12 protein-coding genes and 1 pseudogene are annotated in these 16,300 nt (G+C 60.4%); 11 read left to right on the top strand and 2 right to left on the bottom strand.

The features are described 5' to 3' along the window. Positions 1-243 (top strand): annotated as a pseudogene (locus KUL77_RS08780) (hypothetical protein); the annotation flags it as partial. Beyond that, entirely contained in the window at positions 240-2,873 is a 2,634-nt protein-coding gene (locus KUL77_RS08775; protein WP_297145866.1) for a DEAD/DEAH box helicase family protein, read from the top strand. The pseudogene KUL77_RS08780 and the gene KUL77_RS08775, both read left to right, overlap by 4 nt. Here the strand turns inward: KUL77_RS08775 and KUL77_RS08770 are convergent. Then, positions 2,843-3,175 (bottom strand): metalloregulator ArsR/SmtB family transcription factor, encoded by a 333-nt coding sequence (locus tag KUL77_RS08770; protein ID WP_297145864.1) that lies wholly within the window; start codon positions 3,173-3,175, stop codon positions 2,843-2,845. The genes KUL77_RS08775 and KUL77_RS08770 overlap by 31 nt on opposite strands. Positions 3,176-3,210: 35 nt before the next feature. Between KUL77_RS08770 and KUL77_RS08765 the strand changes: the two genes are divergently transcribed. The 9 genes from KUL77_RS08765 (at position 3,211) to KUL77_RS08725 (ending at position 13,662) form a co-directional block, all read left to right on the top strand. Next, positions 3,211-4,548 (top strand): FAD/NAD(P)-binding oxidoreductase, encoded by a 1,338-nt coding sequence (locus KUL77_RS08765; RefSeq protein ID WP_343231545.1) that lies wholly within the window; start codon positions 3,211-3,213, stop codon positions 4,546-4,548. A gap of 29 nt (positions 4,549-4,577) precedes the next feature. Then, positions 4,578-4,793 (top strand): DUF2892 domain-containing protein, encoded by a 216-nt coding sequence (locus KUL77_RS08760; protein ID WP_297145862.1) that lies wholly within the window; start codon positions 4,578-4,580, stop codon positions 4,791-4,793. 52 nt (positions 4,794-4,845) lie between these two features. After that, positions 4,846-5,940, top strand: a complete 1,095-nt coding sequence (locus tag KUL77_RS08755) for an efflux RND transporter periplasmic adaptor subunit (RefSeq protein WP_297145859.1) — start codon at positions 4,846-4,848, stop codon at positions 5,938-5,940. Positions 5,941-5,944: 4 nt separating this feature from the next. Continuing rightward, complete coding sequence (locus KUL77_RS08750; RefSeq protein WP_297145871.1) at positions 5,945-9,169, top strand: efflux RND transporter permease subunit; 3,225 nt, start codon at positions 5,945-5,947, stop codon at positions 9,167-9,169. Beyond that, positions 9,166-9,702 (top strand): sulfur transferase domain-containing protein, encoded by a 537-nt coding sequence (locus KUL77_RS08745; protein ID WP_297145856.1) that lies wholly within the window; start codon positions 9,166-9,168, stop codon positions 9,700-9,702. The genes KUL77_RS08750 and KUL77_RS08745 overlap by 4 nt, the downstream gene beginning before the upstream one ends. A gap of 11 nt (positions 9,703-9,713) precedes the next feature. After that, positions 9,714-10,844: an FAD-dependent oxidoreductase gene (locus KUL77_RS08740; protein ID WP_297145853.1), complete on the top strand. Its 1,131-nt coding sequence runs from the start codon at positions 9,714-9,716 to the stop codon at positions 10,842-10,844. Positions 10,845-10,874: 30 nt separating this feature from the next. Continuing rightward, positions 10,875-11,816: a nucleoside hydrolase gene (locus tag KUL77_RS08735; protein WP_297145850.1), complete on the top strand. Its 942-nt coding sequence runs from the start codon at positions 10,875-10,877 to the stop codon at positions 11,814-11,816. 110 nt (positions 11,817-11,926) lie between these two features. Next, on the top strand, positions 11,927-12,169 hold the full coding sequence (locus KUL77_RS08730; RefSeq protein WP_297145847.1) for a type B 50S ribosomal protein L31: 243 nt from the start codon (positions 11,927-11,929) through the stop codon (positions 12,167-12,169). Between the two features lie 203 nt (positions 12,170-12,372). Beyond that, positions 12,373-13,662, top strand: coding sequence for a citrate synthase (locus KUL77_RS08725; protein ID WP_297145844.1), 1,290 nt, complete (start codon positions 12,373-12,375; stop codon positions 13,660-13,662). Positions 13,663-13,737: 75 nt separating this feature from the next. Here the strand turns inward: KUL77_RS08725 and KUL77_RS08720 are convergent, their stop codons facing one another. After that, complete coding sequence (locus KUL77_RS08720) at positions 13,738-16,251, bottom strand: penicillin-binding protein 1A (protein WP_297145841.1); 2,514 nt, start codon at positions 16,249-16,251, stop codon at positions 13,738-13,740. Positions 16,252-16,300 lie beyond the last annotated feature (49 nt).

Here is a 16,300-nt window from a genome sequence, read left to right as displayed (position 1 = left end):
CGGCAGATTGCGGAGCTGTATCAAGTCTCGGTGCCCACGGTGAACGAGCATCTGGCCAACGCCTATGCCGAGGGTGAGCTTGAACCTGAACGAACTATTCGGAAATTCCGAATGGTTCAAACCGAAGGCGCACGCGAGGTACGCCGGCTGGTGGATCACTACAGCCTGGCCGCCACCCAAGCATTGAAACCCATCGCCACCCAGCGCAAAGCGCCACGCAAACCCAAGGACCACCGCGCATGAGTTTGAAGGACTACCAGAGCGAAGTGCTGGATCGCTACGAGGCCTTCCTGCACGCATGGCGTGCGCAGTCCGAGGCCAACCCCGGCACCCGGCAGGCCAGCCGGTTGGCGTTCGAGCAATGCACGCAAGCCAATTTTGGTTTCCGTATTCCGTACCACGCGCCTGAAGCATTGGCTGCGGACGATGTGCCGGTGGTCTGCCTGCGCGTGCCCACCGGCGGCGGCAAAACGGTGATCGGCGGCCACGCCATCGCCCGCGCCAAGCGTGCGCTGCCGCTGGGCGAACACAGTCTGACCGTGTGGCTGGTGCCCACCGATGCCATCCGCACGCAAACCCTGCGCGTGCTGAAAACCCCCGGCGAGCTGCTTTACACCGAATTGCGCAACCTGTTTGGTGATGTGGCGGTGCTGGATATAGACGAGGCGCTGGCAGTGCCACCTTCGGTGCTGGACGGCCACGACACCATCATCGTGGCCACCATGCAGGCCTTCAAACAGGCCGATACCGAACGGCTGGCGGTGTATCGCGCCAATGGCGCACTGATGGAGCATTTCCGCGGCATCGACGGCAGCGGTTGGTCGCTGGTGGAAGCGCTGGCGCTGCGCCGGCCGTTCATCGTGGTGGACGAAGCGCACAACCAAGGTAGCGAACTGGCCTTCGATACGCTGGCTCGGCTGGCCCCCAGTGCGGTGCTGGAGCTGACCGCCACCCCGGATCGCCTGCATCAACCGTCGAATGTCCTGGTGTCGATTTCCGCCTCCACTCTTCAAAGCGAGGACATGATCAAGCTGCCGGTGGACATGGCGGTGCACCCGGATTGGCGCATTGCCCTGCGTGAAGCCATCGCACAACTGGATACCCTGCAACGCGAGGCCGATGCCGAATGCGCGGCTACCGGCGAGGTGCTGCGCCCGATCATGTTGTTGCAGGCAGAGCGCCAACAGAAGGACAACCCGGACGCGATGACCGTGGACCGCGTGCGGCAGGCCCTGATCGACGAGTTCAATGTGCCGACCGCGCAGATTGCACGTTCCGCCACCGGCGTGGATGAGCTGGTGGATGTGGATGCGGCTACGCTGCGCTTTGTCATCACCTCGGACAAGCTACGCGAAGGCTGGGACTGGCCGGCTGCCTATGTGCTGATGAGCTTCCGCGGCAGCAGCACGCAGATGGCGCTGGAGCAGGTGCTGGGCCGCGTGCTGCGCATGCCGCAGGTGACCCGCAAGCAGCACGAGGCGCTTAACCGCGCCTATGCGTTTGCGGTGTCCAGCAATATCGCCGAGGTCGCCGCCACCTTGCGCGACGGCTTGGTGCAGGCCGGGTTCGAGCGTCAGGACATCAATGATCTGGTGCGCACGATCACGCCAGAAAACAATGGCGCGGCGGATCTATTCCGCCAGAACGCCAGCGTGTCGCTGCCCCTGCCGATGCAGGGCGATGCCGTGGTGTTGCCGGATTTCAGCCAACTGCCGGAGGCCACCCGCAAGCGGATTGAGGGCAAGCTGGATATTTCGCCGGAAACCGGCAGCCTGACCCTGCGCGGGCCGTGGAAGCCTGCGGAACAAAAGGCGCTGAAAGATGCGTTTGCCGGCACCACGGCAGCGACGGGTTTGGAGCAGGCGTTCAGTCGGCTGGCATCGCCCGCCGAATCGCTTGTGCCAACGCCTTCCGAGCGGGGCGAGAAGTTTGCCCTTCCGCTATTGGCTTGGTCGCAGGGCGACTGGCTGTGTGACCTAGGCGATGCGCCCGCACTGGAAGGCACGCTGGCACTGGCTGAAGTGAGCGCGCAACTGGATGACGCCGCGTTTCCGCGCGAGGTGGAAACCTTGCAGCGGCGCCGGTTGCAAATGAATGAAGCTGGCCGGCTGAATCTTGACCCGCTGGAAAAGCTCGATGTGCAAATGGGGTTCTGGGGTGTGCGCGACTCCGCCAGCGTCGAGGATTTGCTATGGACCTTGGAGCGCGGCTTGAGTGCGCCGGACCTGGAGCCGGACGAGCTGGCAGCATGGTTGTCCGGCGCGCTGCGCCATCTACAGGAATCACGCGGATTTTCCATCGACGAATTGGCGTATCGCAGGCCGCGCCTGCGCGAGGCGCTGGGCGAAAGAATCGCGGCGGCGCGACGCATGGGGCACCGCCAACGCTTCCTTGATTTGCTGGGCGATGAGACGCAGATGAGTGCGGATGCGCGCCTGCAGTGCGTGTTCAAAAGCGGTCGCTATGCCTGGGATTCGCAGTACAACGGTTTTGTCACCTTGCCCAAGCACTTCTTTCCGCAGATCGGAAACCTGAAATCGCAGGGCGAAGAGTTCGAGTGTGCGGATTTTATTGCCAATCGTTTGGAGGGCGTGCGTGACTGGGTGCGCAATGTCGAGCGCAAACCGGGTGCATTCTCGCTGCCAACCTCGAAAATGCGCTTCTACCCCGATTTTCTACTGCGGATGGAAGACGGCCGCATGTTGGTGGTCGAGTACAAGGGCGCGCACCTGTACAACGATCCAGATCAGGTGGAAAAGCGCCGCATCGGTGAACTGTGGGCGCGGCGTGCAGGTAAGGGTTTCGGTTTCGTGATGCCCAAGCAAAAAGACTGGGGCGCGATTCAACAAGCCTTGGTTGAAGTACCGCAATAAATCCCGTGCAGCGTTTCAATAATGCGCTGCGCTGGGCCGTCGGCTAGGGCGTAGTAGATGGTCTGCGCTTCGCGCCGCGTGGTCACAAGCCCGTCGGTGCGCAGTACGGCCAAGTGCTGGGACAGCGCCGATTGGCTCAGTTCCACCTTGGCATTGAGCTCGCTCACCGAGCGTTCCCCTTCCACCAGAAGACATAAGAGCATCAGCCGCTTGTCGTTTGCTAAGGCGCGTAGGAGCTGTGCGGCTTCGCCTGCGTGCGTGCGCATGGCTTCGGGGTCCATGGTGGGGCGCTGTTTGTTCATGGCAATAAAATATCAGTTGACTCTAATATAAGCAAATGCTAATGTTCGAATATGCCGACGTGGCAGGACATGGGGGCGTTGCAATGGCGAAGTTTGTAGTGATGGGGGCAGGGCTTGGCGGCATGAGCGCGGCGTACGAGCTGCGCGAAGTGTTAGGCAAAGGGCATGACATCACGCTAGTGGGGCTTGGCGAAACCTTCGGCTTCACCCCGTCCAACCCTTGGCTGGCGGTGGGCTGGCGCAAGCACGATGACATTACCCTGCCGGTCGCCGAGCACGTGGGCAAACACGGTATTCGCTATGACGGCAGCGGCGTGGCGCAGATTGATGCGGCCAGCAATGCGGTGGTCACAGGGCACGGCGACCGCATTGATTACGACTACCTGCTCATTTGCACCGGCCCTAAACTTGCTTTTGAAGAAGTGCCAGGCACTGGCCCGCACGGCGGTTTCACCCAGTCGGTGTGTACCACGCCACATGCCGCACAGGCGTGGGAGGCGTATCAGGCCTTCTTGCAAAACCCCGGCCCCATTGTGATTGGCGCTGTGGCGGGTGCCAGCTGCTTCGGGCCTGCCTACGAGTTCGCCATGATCGTTGATGCCGACCTGCGCAAGCGTAAGTTACGCGATAAGGTGCCGATGACGTTTGTGACAAGCGAACCCTACATCGGGCATATGGGGCTTGGTGGCGTGGGGGATTCCAAAGGTTTGATGGAGTCGGAAATGCGCCAGCGCCATATTCATTGGGTCGTCAACAGCAAAGTGACAGAAGTGCGTGATGGTGAAATGACCGTAGTTGAACACGACGGCAAAGGCCAGCCCGCAGACACACGCACGTTACCGTTCAAGTTCTCCATGTTGTTGCCTGCCTTTAAGGGTGTGGATGCTGTGGCTGCGGTGGAAGGGTTATGCAACCCGCGCGGCTTTGTGATCGTGGATAAGCAGCAGCGCAGCCCGCGATACCCCAATATTTTTTCGGCGGGCGTGTGTGTGGCCATTCCACCGGTAGAAGCAACGCCGGTGCCTACCGGCGCGCCGAAAACCGGCTTCATGATTGAATCCATGGTCACCACGATCGTCAAAAACATCCAGGCCGAACTCAAGGGCGAGGCGGCCAATTTTGAAGGCACGTGGAACGCGGTATGCCTTGCGGATATGGGCGATACCGGCGCAGCTTTCGTGGCGCTGCCGCAAATACCGCCGCGCAATGTGACGTGGACCAAGATCGGCAAGTGGGTGCACTTGGCGAAGATTGGGTTTGAAAAATATTTCCTCTACAAGATGCGCAACGGCACCAGCGAGCCCATCTATGAAAAGCATATTCTCAGCCTGCTTGGGATCGAGCGGCTGAAAGATGTCAAGCGTTCTTCTTGATCCACCCTCATTGATTGGAGTAACACATCATGTCTCTTGACCGTGCAGTACAAGCGTTTGCAGGTGTAATGGTATTGATCAGCGTGCTGCTGACCAAGTTCGTGCATCCCAATTTCTTCTGGTTCACCGTGTTTATCGGCGCCAACCTGTTCCAGTCTGCGTTCACAGGTTTTTGCCCCGCTGCAAAAGTCATGAAGAAGTTGGGCATTGGCAAGGGTGAAGGCAGTTCCTGCAGCCGCTGCTAATTCGTAGCAACACACATCAACACGCCCCCTCCTTATTCCACTGAGAGCAACCATGCCGAAGACGCGATTCATCCTCTTGCCCACACTGCTGGCCTTGGCGGCCTGCAGCAGCGACAAGCCGGTGGCCACGCCTGCGCTGCCCAAAGACCTAGCCACTTTCACCGTGGAGGGCGGAAGCGCGCTGTCTGGGTACGGCTGGGACGGCGTGGTGCAGGCGGTGCAGCGCGCTGACCTTGCGGCACAAACAGCGGGTCGGGTGGCGGAGGTGTTGGTGGACGTCAATCAGTCGGTCAAGGCTGGTGATGTGCTGCTGCGCATTACGGCGGTAGAGCAAGACGCTGGCGTCAACGCCGCGCGCGCGCAGCTGCGCGCGGCGGACGCGTCGGCGGCGGAGGCAGAGCAAAATTACAAACGCTTTGCCGCGCTGGCCGATGCGCAATATGTGTCGAAAGCACAGATCGACCAAGCGCGCGCCGCGCGTGATTCAGCCGTTGCCGCGCGCAATGCGGCGGCGGCTGTATTGGCGCAGGCCAGCCAGCAAAGTGGCTATACGGTAGTGCGTGCGCCGTATGCTGGCGTGGTATCGGCGCGCAGCGTGGAGCCGGGTGAAACCGTGGCCCCCGGCATGCCGCTGGTGAGCCTGTATGCTCCAAATGCGCTGCGTATTGAAGTGGCCGTGCCACAAACCCGCGCTGACGCGATTCGCAAAAATAAGTCGGCGCAGGTGCTGCTTGCCGATGGAAGAAACATTACGCCCGCAGAGGTCATCGTCTTTCCTGCGGCAGATCCACAAACACATAGCGTCAATGTACGAATCAATCTACCCGCGTTGACGCCGCAAGTCGCGCCGGGGACAACTGCCAAAGTGCTGTTTACGGCAGATACGCAGGCGGCTGCTGCGGAAGAAGGGCGCGCGGCCGTGACGATTCCCGCAAGCAGCATTGCCCAGCGCGGCGAGCTGTCGGCGGTGTATGTGGTGCAAGACGGACGGCTGCTGCTGCGCCAGCTGCGCTTGGGGGCGCGCAACGGCGATCAGGTCGATGTGATCGCAGGCGTGAAGGCGGGCGAGATCGTTGCTGCCGACCCGGTGGCCGCGCTGCAGGCGGTGATGGCGCAGCGCAAGGCGGTGGAGGGCGGCCGTGACTGAGCGCATGGGGGTTTCCGGGCGGCTCGCTGCTGCGTTCCAGAACAATCCGCTGACGCCGATCCTCGCGATCATGGGTCTACTGCTGGGGATGTTGGCCGTGGCAATCACCCCGCGCGAGGAAGAGCCGCAAATCGATGTCACCATGGCCAATGTGATCGTGCCGTTTGATGGTGCAAATGCGCGTGATGTGGAGCAGTGGGTATCCACGCCGCTGGAGCAAAAGCTGTCAGAAATTGAGGGTGTCAAACACGTTTATTCCATCAGTCGCCCCGGCATGGCGGTGCTGACCGTCGAGTTTGAAGTGGGCGTAGCGCGGCAGCCTGCGCTGGTGCGGCTGTATAACCAAGTCTTTTCCAATGCCGATTTTCTGCCACAGGGTGTGGGTGTTGGTCAGCCCATCGTGAAGCCAAAGGGTATCGACGATGTGCCTGTAATGGCGCTGACGCTGTGGAGTGATGATGCGCATGCCGATGCCACCGCATTGGCGGAAGTGGCGCATTCACTGGAGGCCGAGCTCAAGCGCATCCCCGGCACCCGCGATGTGTACACCATTGGTGCGCCCACGCGCAGCGTGCTGGTGACGCTGGATGCGGCAAAACTTGCGGCCTATGGCATGAGCAGTCGTGATCTTGCGCAAGCGCTGCAGGCGGCCAATATCGTCCATCAAGCAGGTGAACGCATCGATGCCAAAGCGGGGGCGGTGCCGGTCACGGCGGGGCAGTATTTAGCCAATGCCGAAGACGTGGCGAATCTGGTGATTGGCAGCCAAGGCGGCAAGCCGCTGCTGCTGTCTGATGTGGCGAGCATAGAGGCGCGCGGTGATATCGCCACGCAATACGTCTGGCATGGCGCACCTACCGGGCGCGCAGGTCCGCAGGCTGGCGTCGCGCCCGCGGTCACAATTGCGATTGCGAAGAAGCCGGGCAGCAATGCCTCGGATATCACGCGCGCAGTCACCCAGCGTGTCACGCAGCTGCGTGGTGAGCTGATTCCGGACACAGTGCAAGTCACCGTAACGCGCGACTACGGCGCCACCGCCTCGGACAAGGCGCAGAAGCTGATCCAGAAGTTGGTGTTCGCCACGTTAAGTGTGGTGCTGTTGGTGCTGTTTGCACTCGGCTGGCGCGAAGCCATCGTGATTGGCGCGGCGGTAGTGCTCACCTTGGCCGTCACCCTGTTCGCTTCCAAGGCGATGGGGTTCACCTTGAACCGCGTTTCCTTGTTCGCGCTCATCTTTTCCATCGGCATTCTGGTGGACGATGCGATCGTGGTGGTGGAGAACATCCACCGGCATATGGCCAAGGGCGGCAAGACCCTGCGCGAAGCCATTCCGCCAGCGGTGGATGAAGTCGGCGGGCCGACGATCCTCGCCACCTTCACCGTGATCGCCGCGCTCATGCCGATGGCCTTCGTCTCCGGTCTGATGGGCCCGTATATGCGGCCGATCCCGATCAATGCCTCGGTCGGCATGCTGCTGTCGCTGGCCATCGCACTGGTGGTCACACCGTGGCTGTCGCTGAAACTGTTGGCGCGACATGGGCACGCGGCAGGTGATGGTCACGCGCAGGAAGACAGGCAGGCAAGCTGGCTGCACCGTCTTTTTGAGCGCGTAATGAGCCCGTTTCTACGCGGCACGCACGCGGGCAAAAAACGCGGCCTGCTGTTTGCTGGAATGCTGGGGCTGGTACTGCTGTCGGCCTCGCTGGCGGTGTTCAAGCTGGTCGTACTGAAGATGCTGCCTTTGGATAACAAGTCCGAAGTGCAAGTGGTTGTGGATATGCCGGAAGGCAGCACGCTCCAGCGCACCAATGCGCTACTCACCGAACTTGCAGCCAAGCTCGATACGGTGCCGGAAGTGCTGGATTACCAAGCCTATGCGGGCACCGCCGCGCCGATCAATTTCAATGGGTTGGTGCGGCAATATTTCCTGCGCAGCGGCAGCAATGTCGGTGATCTGCAGGTTAATTTGGTCGATAAACACCAGCGCACGCGCCAGAGTCACGCCATCGCACTGGCGATCCGGCCGATGCTGGCCGAGGTCGGCAAGCGCTATGGCGCGTCGGTGAAAGTGGTGGAAGTGCCGCCGGGGCCGCCAGTGCTCTCGCCGCTGGTGGCGGAAGTGTATGGGCCGGATTACGCAGGTCAGAGGCGCATCGCCAAGGCATTGGCCAGCGAGCGCTTTGCCACCACGGAAGGCATTGTCGATATCGACACCAGCGTCGAGGCCGACGCGCCGCGCGAGCAGGTCGTGGTGGATCGCGCGCGCGCCGCGCGTCTTGGCGTGTCGCAATCGGCCATCGCGGAGGCCATCGCACTGGGCGTAGGCGGGCTAGATGCCAGTTATCTGCACGATGGCGCTTCGAAATACCCGCGCCCGATTCGCCTGCGCCTGCCCGCGCAGGATCAGGCCACGTTGTCGGGGCTGCTGGCATTGCACGTGCGCAGCGCGCAGGGCGCCTTGGTGCCACTGTCGGAGTTGGTGCAGGTCAAGCGCCTGCCTTGGGACGGCGCGATCCACCACAAAGACGGGTTGTCGGTGGTGTACGTCACCGCTGACGAGGCCGGCAAGCTGGATAGCCCGCTGTACGGCATGTTCAACGTGGTGTCGCAGCTGCGTGACAACCCGGTGCAAGGGCAAGCACTGGCGCAAACCTTCATCACCCAGCCCGCCGATACCAGCCAATATGCGGTGAAGTGGGATGGTGAATGGCAAATCACCTATGAGACCTTCCGTGACATGGGCATTGCCTATGCCGCCGGAATGGTGCTGATCTACCTGCTGGTGGTGGCGCAGTTTCGTAGCTATCTGGTGCCGCTGGTGATCATGGCGCCAATCCCGCTCACCATCATCGGCGTGATGCCGGGGCACGCGCTGCTGGGCAAGCAGTTCACCGCCACCAGTATGATCGGGATGATCGCGCTGGCCGGGATCATCGTGCGCAACTCCATCCTGTTGGTGGATTTCATCAATCAGGAAACCGCGCGCGGCGTGCCTTTGGTGGATGCGGTGATCGACGCCTGCGCGGTGCGCGCCAAACCCATTGTGCTAACCGGCGTGGCGGCGATGCTGGGCGCGTTCTTCATTTTGGATGACCCAATTTTTAACGGGCTCGCCATTTCACTGATCTTTGGCATCTTAGTCAGTACGATACTGACCTTAGTCGTAATCCCTCTGCTGTATTTCGTTCTCAAACAACGTGAACAGCGCGCAATGGAGACCTCCGGATGAAACGCTTGGCAAGCGCACTTTTGATAGCGGTATTGGCCAGCGGCTGCGCGCATGCGCCCGCAACCACCGCGGCTGCACCTGCGGTGTCTTCTGCAGCCGCAGCTTCAACGCTCAAACTCTTTGAACCCTTGCCCGGCCTCTACACCGCCGGCCAACCGTCGGCGCAAGATTGGGCCGGCATGCGCGCGCGCGGTATCACCACAGTGATCAATCTGCGCACGCCAGAAGAACTGAAAGGGCGTGATGAAGCGGCGGAAGTAAAAGCCGCGGGGATGCGCTATCTCGAAATTCCGGTAGCGGGTGCAGATGGCATCAACGACGCCAATGCCAAATTGCTGCATGAGGCGCTCGCACCCGCGCACGGTGCCGTACTGGTGCACTGTGCTAGCAGTAATCGTGCGGGCGCGCTGTTGGCGCTCGAACAGGCGGATTTTGACGGCGTATCAAAAGACGCAGCGCTGGAGCTCGCGCGCAAGGCCGGTGTCACCAGTCTTGAAAATAAGACCAAGCAAGCGCTTGGTATTTCGCCCTAGGAGGGCATATCATGGCTGCGCACATTTCGGTGGTCGGTGCCGGGTTTGCTGGGCTCACAGCGCTGCGCACATTGCGCAAACACGCGCCAAACGCAGAGTTGACGCTGGTCGCACCGCGCGCTGAGTTGCACTACTTACCCGGCACCATCTGGCTGCCGTCTGGGAAGCGCAAGCGAGAAGACCTTGTAGTACCACTGGGTAACTTTTTTAAGCGCCAACGCATCCATTTTCATCAGGCACATGCCACAGGGCTGTCTGAAGATGGCCGCACGCTGCACACCGAGGCGGGCGATGTCACCAACGATGGCCTCATCATCGCCTGTGGCGCACGTTTTATCCGCAAACTACCTGGGATCGAGCACGCCATCATCCCCTGTGAGGGCGTGGAGGCGGGTGAGGCGATTCGTGATCGACTGACTGCGCTGTCGGGTGGCACGCTGTGCTTTGGCTTCGGTACTAACCCCAATGAGCCTATCGCCATGCGCGGCGGCCCCATGTTTGAATTCGTATTTGGCACCGACACACTGCTGCGCAAGCAAGGCCGACGTGACAAATTCAAACTAGTGTTCTTCAGCGGCTCTAAACGCCCGGGCCAGCGCTTGGGCGATAAGGCCGTTGAACTTATTTTGGCGGAAATGCACAAGCGCGGAATTGAAACTGTGCTGGGAGAAAAACCCAAGCAGTTTGAAGCAGGCGCCATCCAGCTCGAGCACACCCGCATTGAGTCGGATTTGACGCTCTTTATGCCGGGCATGACCGGGCAATCTTGGCTCGATAACACAGTACTGCCGCGTTCGCCGGGTGGGTTGGTGCAGGGCGATATGCAGTGCCGCGTGCCGGGTGTGGCCTGCACCTTTGTGGCAGGCGACGGTGGCAGCTTTCCTGGCCCGGAGTGGATGCCCAAGCAGGCCCATCAAGCCGACCTACAAGCAGAAGTGGCCGCGCGTAATCTGCTGCGCGCGCTGGCTGGGGCGCCGGTGGAAGAGGTCTTTAAGTCTGAACTGCTGTGCATCATCGACACGCTAGATCGTGGTATCACCGTCAAACGCAGCGAACGTGGGCCGCGTACAGTCCCACTGTCGCGTTTTGCGCATTGGGCCAAAGCCTTGTTCGAAAAACGCTATTTGCGCCAATACCGTTGAGCTACTGCCCGCTTTCGTCATAATGCAGGTATGACGACCGAAAAAATTCCTCTACTGATTGATACCGACCCCGGCGTGGATGATGCGCTGGCGCTGATGATGGCGTTTCACGATCATCGGCACGAGGTGGTGGGGCTTACGATTGCCGCAGGCAATGTAGGCCTTTCGCACACCGTGGCGAATGCGCTGAAGCTGTGCGAAGTCTGCGGCGTAGATGTTCCTGTGTATGCGGGCGCGCCAACACCGCTGGTGTACCCAGCACCCGATGCAGCCAATGTGCATGGTGAAGATGGCTTTGGTGATGTGAACTATGCGCCGGCCACGCGTCAGGCCGAAGCCGAGCATGCGGCCCACGCGATTTTGCGGCTATCACACCAATACGCGGACAAGCTTTTGCTCGTGGCGCTGGGGCCGCTCACCAACGTGGCGTTGGCGCTCAAGCTCGATCCCACGCTGCCGCAGCGCGTGGCACGCTGTGTGGTGATGGGGGGCGCAGTAAGTGCGCACGGCAATATCACCCCGGCGGCGGAGTTCAATATTCACTTTGACCCAGAAGCGGCCGATCTGGTGTTTTCCGCATTTCCACGCATCGACCTTGTGGATTGGGAAGCCACCATGGCGCACGGCTTTCTGCATAGCGACGCCGAGCGTTGGCTGGCGGCCGACAATGCGTGGGCGCAGTTCTACGCCAGCATCTCCGCACACACGCGGGCTTGGGTACAACAGGTGGGGCGCGGCGAGCGTTGGCACGCTGCCGATGCGCTGGCAATGGCGATGGCGCTGCAGCCAGAGGGCGCTGTGGAATGCCTCGAGCGGCCGATAGTGGTGGAAACCACCGGGCGGCATACCCGTGGCGCAACGGTAGTGGACTGGAACCGACAAACCGGCGCAGCGGATAACGCGCGTATCTTGATGCGCTATAATCAACAACAGTTCGAGCAGCAGTTGCACGCCACGCTCACGCAGCACTAAGCTGTTTTTTGCGTGATTCAGGCGATATTTTCCTTTGCTACTTGCAAAACCCCCGAGTAGGCCGCTAGAATACGCGGCTCACATTCCGTTTCATTCCTAGAGTTTGCATCATGAAAGCCGGCATCCATCCCGAATACCGTGACGTCGTCTTCCAGGACGTGACCTCGGACTTCAAAATCCTGACCCGTTCGACCATTTCCGCCAAGGAAACGACCAAGTGGGAAGATGGTAACGAGTATCCGCTGGTCAAGGTGGACGTTTCGTCTTCGACCCATCCGTTCTACACCGGACAAAACAAGCTGGTGGACACCACGGGTCGTGTGGACAAGTTCCGCAAGCGTTATCAGAAATAAGTTTTTGCCTATATGGCATACGAAACGGTCGCCTTGTGCGGCCGTTTTGCTTTGTGCGCAATACTGAACTGGCTTGATATTGGTCAGGCTTTGCGACTTTTGTCCAAAGCTGCAGCGCCGCGCTTGTGCGATAATTAACGTTTCCCATGCGCTAGCGCATGGCCTGAAGGGCCAACGGCTAGCACCCCCATTGGAGTTGCGTCATGTCCGAATTTGATCAGATCACCTTAAACGCGGGCGATAAATCGTTCGCGCTGCCTGTGTTGAAACCCACCTTGGGCCAGCCTTGCGTCGATATCGCCGCGCTGCCAAAGGAAACCGGCTGCTTTACTTTTGATCCGGGCTTTGGCGCAACGGCCAGCACCAAAAGCGCCATCACCTTCATTGACGGTGATAAGGGCGTGCTGTTGTATCGCGGCTACCCAATCGAACAGCTGGCGGAAAAATCCAGCTTCCTCGAAGTGGCCTATCTGCTGCTGAACGGCGAACTGCCCACCAAGGAAGAGTTCTCAGGCTTTGAGCACACCGTCTCGCATCACACGATGATGCACGAGTCGCTCAAGCACTTCTTCCGCGGCTTCCACCACGACGCGCACCCAATGGCGATGCTGGCGGCGTCGATCGCCTCGCTGTCGGCGTTCTATCACGATGATCTGAACGTAGATGATCCGGCCGACCGCAAGATGGCCGCGATTCGTTTGATCGCCAAAATGCCGACGATTGCTGCGGCCTGCTACCGCTACTCCATCGGCTGGCCGTTCACCTATCCGCGCAACAATCTGGAATACGTCGATCGCTTCTTGCACATGATGTTTGAAGTGCCGAGCGAGCCGCTGGCAATGAGCCCGGTGGCGGCCAAGGCGCTGGATCTGCTGTTTATCCTGCACGCCGACCACGAGCAAAACGCTTCGACCTCCACCGTGCGCTTGGTTGGCTCCACCGGCGCTAACCCGTATGCATCGGTGGCTGCAGGCATCACTGCACTGTGGGGCCCGGCGCACGGCGGCGCGAACGAAGCGGTGCTCAAGCAGCTGCAGGAAATCGGCTCGCCGAATAATGTTGAGTCGGCCATCCTGCGCGCCAAGGATAAAAACGACAGCTTCCGTCTGATGGGCTTCGGCCATCGCGTGTACAAGAACTTCGACCCGCGCGCGAAGATCATTCGCGAAATGTGCCACAAGGTGCTCAACGAACTGGGTGTCGATGATCCGCTGCTGGACGTGGCGATGAAGCTGGAGGAAGCGGCGCTGAAGGACGATTACTTCGTCGAGCGCAAGCTGTACCCGAACGTCGATTTCTACAGCGGCATCATCTACAAGGCGCTGGGCATCCCCACCGAGATGTTCACGGTGATGTTCGCCATCGCGCGTACTGCTGGTTGGATCTCGCATTGGATCGAGCAACACGAAACCCCCGGCGCGCGCATCGGTCGTCCGCGTCAGCTCTACACCGGCCACGACGTGCGTGATTATGTGGGGATGGATAAGCGCTAATTCGCGCTCCCATGTGGTTCAAACGATGCCCCGCTCTGCGGGGCATCGTTTTTCTAGCGGCCTAGCGTAAGCGCATCAGAAAATATCGAACGCTTCCTCGGCGGGCTGGTCATCGGGTACAGGCTCGGTCAGTAATTCGTCTTCCATGCGCTGTAGATCTTCTGCTTTGACCCACTCCATGATGCCGCCTTCGCCTGCCGGCATCAGTCGGCCGCTTGCGCTAACGCTTACTTGCACCATGCCTGCTGGCGGTGGCGGGTTACGCTCAGGCTGGCCTTTCAGCGCCACCTGCATGAAATTGATCCAAATGGGCAGCGCTGCTTTACCGCCGTACTCGCGGTAGCCCAGCGATTTGAAATCATCGCGGCCCACCCAAACAGTGGTGACATATGGCCCGCCAAAGCCCGAAAACCACGCGTCGCGGTGTTCATTGGTCGAGCCGGTTTTACCGCCCACATCCTCGCGGTTTAATACGCGTGCGGCGGTGGCGGTGCCGCGACGGACAACGTCTAGCATCATCGAACGCAATTGCCAGGCCACGCGCGGGTCGATCGCCAGCGGTGCAACGAGTCGGTTATCGGCGGTTGTGGGGGCGCTGGCTGTCGCTTGCGCGGGAGTTTGCGTGGAGGGTGCTGCGGCAGGCGCTGGTGTAGGTGCCGAGGCCGCCGTTGGGCCAAGATCAAAGCCATCTACTTTGGCCGCAGGCGCTGCAGTGCTAGCCGTTGTGCCGGGGGCATTGATACCGGCGCAGCCCGGGCAGGCGGTGGCCGGGTTTTCTTTGAAAATCTCAATGCCGTCGCGGTCGCGTACTGTGTCAATCAGCCAAGGCGTCGGCAGGAAGCCGCCGTTGGCAAACGCGGTATAGCCCCGCGCTACCGATAATGGGGTCAGCGAAGCCGTGCCTAGCGACATCGACAGGTTCGGCGGCAGGCTGGCTTCATCAAAACCAAAATGGCTGATATAGCGGCGCGCGTAATCAACGCCGATGGTGTCGAGCAGGCGCACTGAAACCAGATTGCGCGACTGCACCAAGGCCTCGCGCACGCGCATAGGGCCAGCGAAATTACCGGAGTCATTCTGCGGCCGCCACTCATGACCCACGCGGTCTTTGAACACCACCGGCGCATCCAGCACGATGGACGCCGGGTTGAAGCCGCGCTCGAACGCAGCGGCATACAGAAAGGGCTTGAAGCTGGAACCGGGTTGACGCTTGGCCTGCGTCGCACGGTTGAATTTATTGCCTGCAAAACTATAGCCACCAATCAGTGCGCGCAGCGCGCCGTTATCGGCATCTAGCGATACCAAGGCGACTTGCGCCCGCGGAACCTGATCAATCTGCCATTGCAGCGGGGCGTCGGGCTTTTCGGTCGGCAGCTGGCGCACACGCACCACGTCACCGGGCTGCGCAAGCGCGGATGCGGGTTTGCCGGTCCAGCTCAGCGCGGTTCCGGCCAACGTCAGCGCGGTGCCGTTACGCAGCACTACCTGTAGCTGGTTGCCGCTATTGCCGGTGACAAGCGCAGGCAACAAGCCGCCCTGTGCCGGGATGTTATGCAGTAGCTGGCCAAGGGCTTTGGCGTCGGCACCGATCGGCATTTCAATATGCTGCGTCGGTTTGCGCCAGCCGTGGCGGCGGTCATAGACCCGCAAGCCATCCACGATGGCTTGGTCGGCCGCTGCCTGCAGTACGGGGTCAATAGTCGTTGTGACGTGATAGCCCTTGTTCAACACGTCTTCACCGTAGCGCTCCACCATTTGCTGGCGCACCATTTCGGCAACGTAGGGGGCATACACCTCTACTTGGCGCTCATGCGGCGCGGCGTGCATCGGCACGGCCATGGCCGCAATCACTTCGCTGTGCGGCACGAAGCCCAACTCAGCCATGCGCGGCAAAATATAGTTGTCGCGGCGCTGGCGCGCGCGTTCCGGGTTGCTGATCGGGTTGCCGCTGGAGGGGAATTTAGGGATCCCAGCCAAGGTGGCGGCTTCATCTAAATCGAGCTGGTCAAGCGTTTTGCCGTAGTAATACTCGGCAGCAGCGGCCACGCCGTAAGCGCGGTTGCCAAAGAAGCTCTTATTGAGATACAGCTCAAGAATCTCATCTTTACTGAGTTCGCGCTCCATCTTCATCGCCAGCAGCATTTCCGAAAATTTGCGCTTAAAACTGTATTCGGAACTCAAGAAGAACTGCTTTGCCACCTGCTGAGTAATGGTGGAACCACCGGCCACGCGCTCCTGCCCGCCGGTTTTAGCCAACAACCAAACCGCGCGCGCCACGCCTTTGAAGTCGATACCGTGATGCTGATAAAAATTGGCGTCTTCGGCGGCGAGAAAGGCCTGCTTGACCTGATCTGGAACTTTTTCTATTTCAACAGGATAACGGCGCATCTCGCCAAACAAGCCGATCAGCTTGCCGTCCCGGGAATAGACATACATCGGCTCCTGCAGCTCGATGGTGCGCAGGCTGTCCACATCGGGCAGTTCCGAATTGATCTTCAGCACCACTAAACCAACTATAGCCGCACCGGCAAAACAAGTTATGATGGCGGCCAGCAGTGACCAGCCCAGCAGGCGTTTCAATCGAGGCATCGGCGTTGGGCAGTGATTGCGTAGTGGGAAGCTGTGAAGTATAGATGAG

Origin of the sequence: Thermomonas sp., from assembly GCF_019104945.1 — a bacterium.
GTDB lineage: Bacteria > Pseudomonadota > Gammaproteobacteria > Xanthomonadales > Xanthomonadaceae > Thermomonas.
The sequence above is the reverse complement of the archived record's forward strand: the minus strand, read 5'-3'. Positions and strand labels throughout refer to the sequence as shown.

Coding starts and splice junctions, on each gene's coding strand:
- KUL77_RS08775 (WP_297145866.1), top strand. CDS start 240: ATGAGTTTGAAGGACTACCAGAGCGAAGTGCTGGATCGCTACGAGGCC.
- KUL77_RS08770 (WP_297145864.1), bottom strand. CDS start 3,175: ATGAACAAACAGCGCCCCACCATGGACCCCGAAGCCATGCGCACGCAC.
- KUL77_RS08765 (WP_343231545.1), top strand. CDS start 3,211: ATGCTAATGTTCGAATATGCCGACGTGGCAGGACATGGGGGCGTTGCA.
- KUL77_RS08760 (WP_297145862.1), top strand. CDS start 4,578: ATGTCTCTTGACCGTGCAGTACAAGCGTTTGCAGGTGTAATGGTATTG.
- KUL77_RS08755 (WP_297145859.1), top strand. CDS start 4,846: ATGCCGAAGACGCGATTCATCCTCTTGCCCACACTGCTGGCCTTGGCG.
- KUL77_RS08750 (WP_297145871.1), top strand. CDS start 5,945: ATGGGGGTTTCCGGGCGGCTCGCTGCTGCGTTCCAGAACAATCCGCTG.
- KUL77_RS08745 (WP_297145856.1), top strand. CDS start 9,166: ATGAAACGCTTGGCAAGCGCACTTTTGATAGCGGTATTGGCCAGCGGC.
- KUL77_RS08740 (WP_297145853.1), top strand. CDS start 9,714: ATGGCTGCGCACATTTCGGTGGTCGGTGCCGGGTTTGCTGGGCTCACA.
- KUL77_RS08735 (WP_297145850.1), top strand. CDS start 10,875: ATGACGACCGAAAAAATTCCTCTACTGATTGATACCGACCCCGGCGTG.
- KUL77_RS08730 (WP_297145847.1), top strand. CDS start 11,927: ATGAAAGCCGGCATCCATCCCGAATACCGTGACGTCGTCTTCCAGGAC.
- KUL77_RS08725 (WP_297145844.1), top strand. CDS start 12,373: ATGTCCGAATTTGATCAGATCACCTTAAACGCGGGCGATAAATCGTTC.
- KUL77_RS08720 (WP_297145841.1), bottom strand. CDS start 16,251: ATGCCTCGATTGAAACGCCTGCTGGGCTGGTCACTGCTGGCCGCCATC.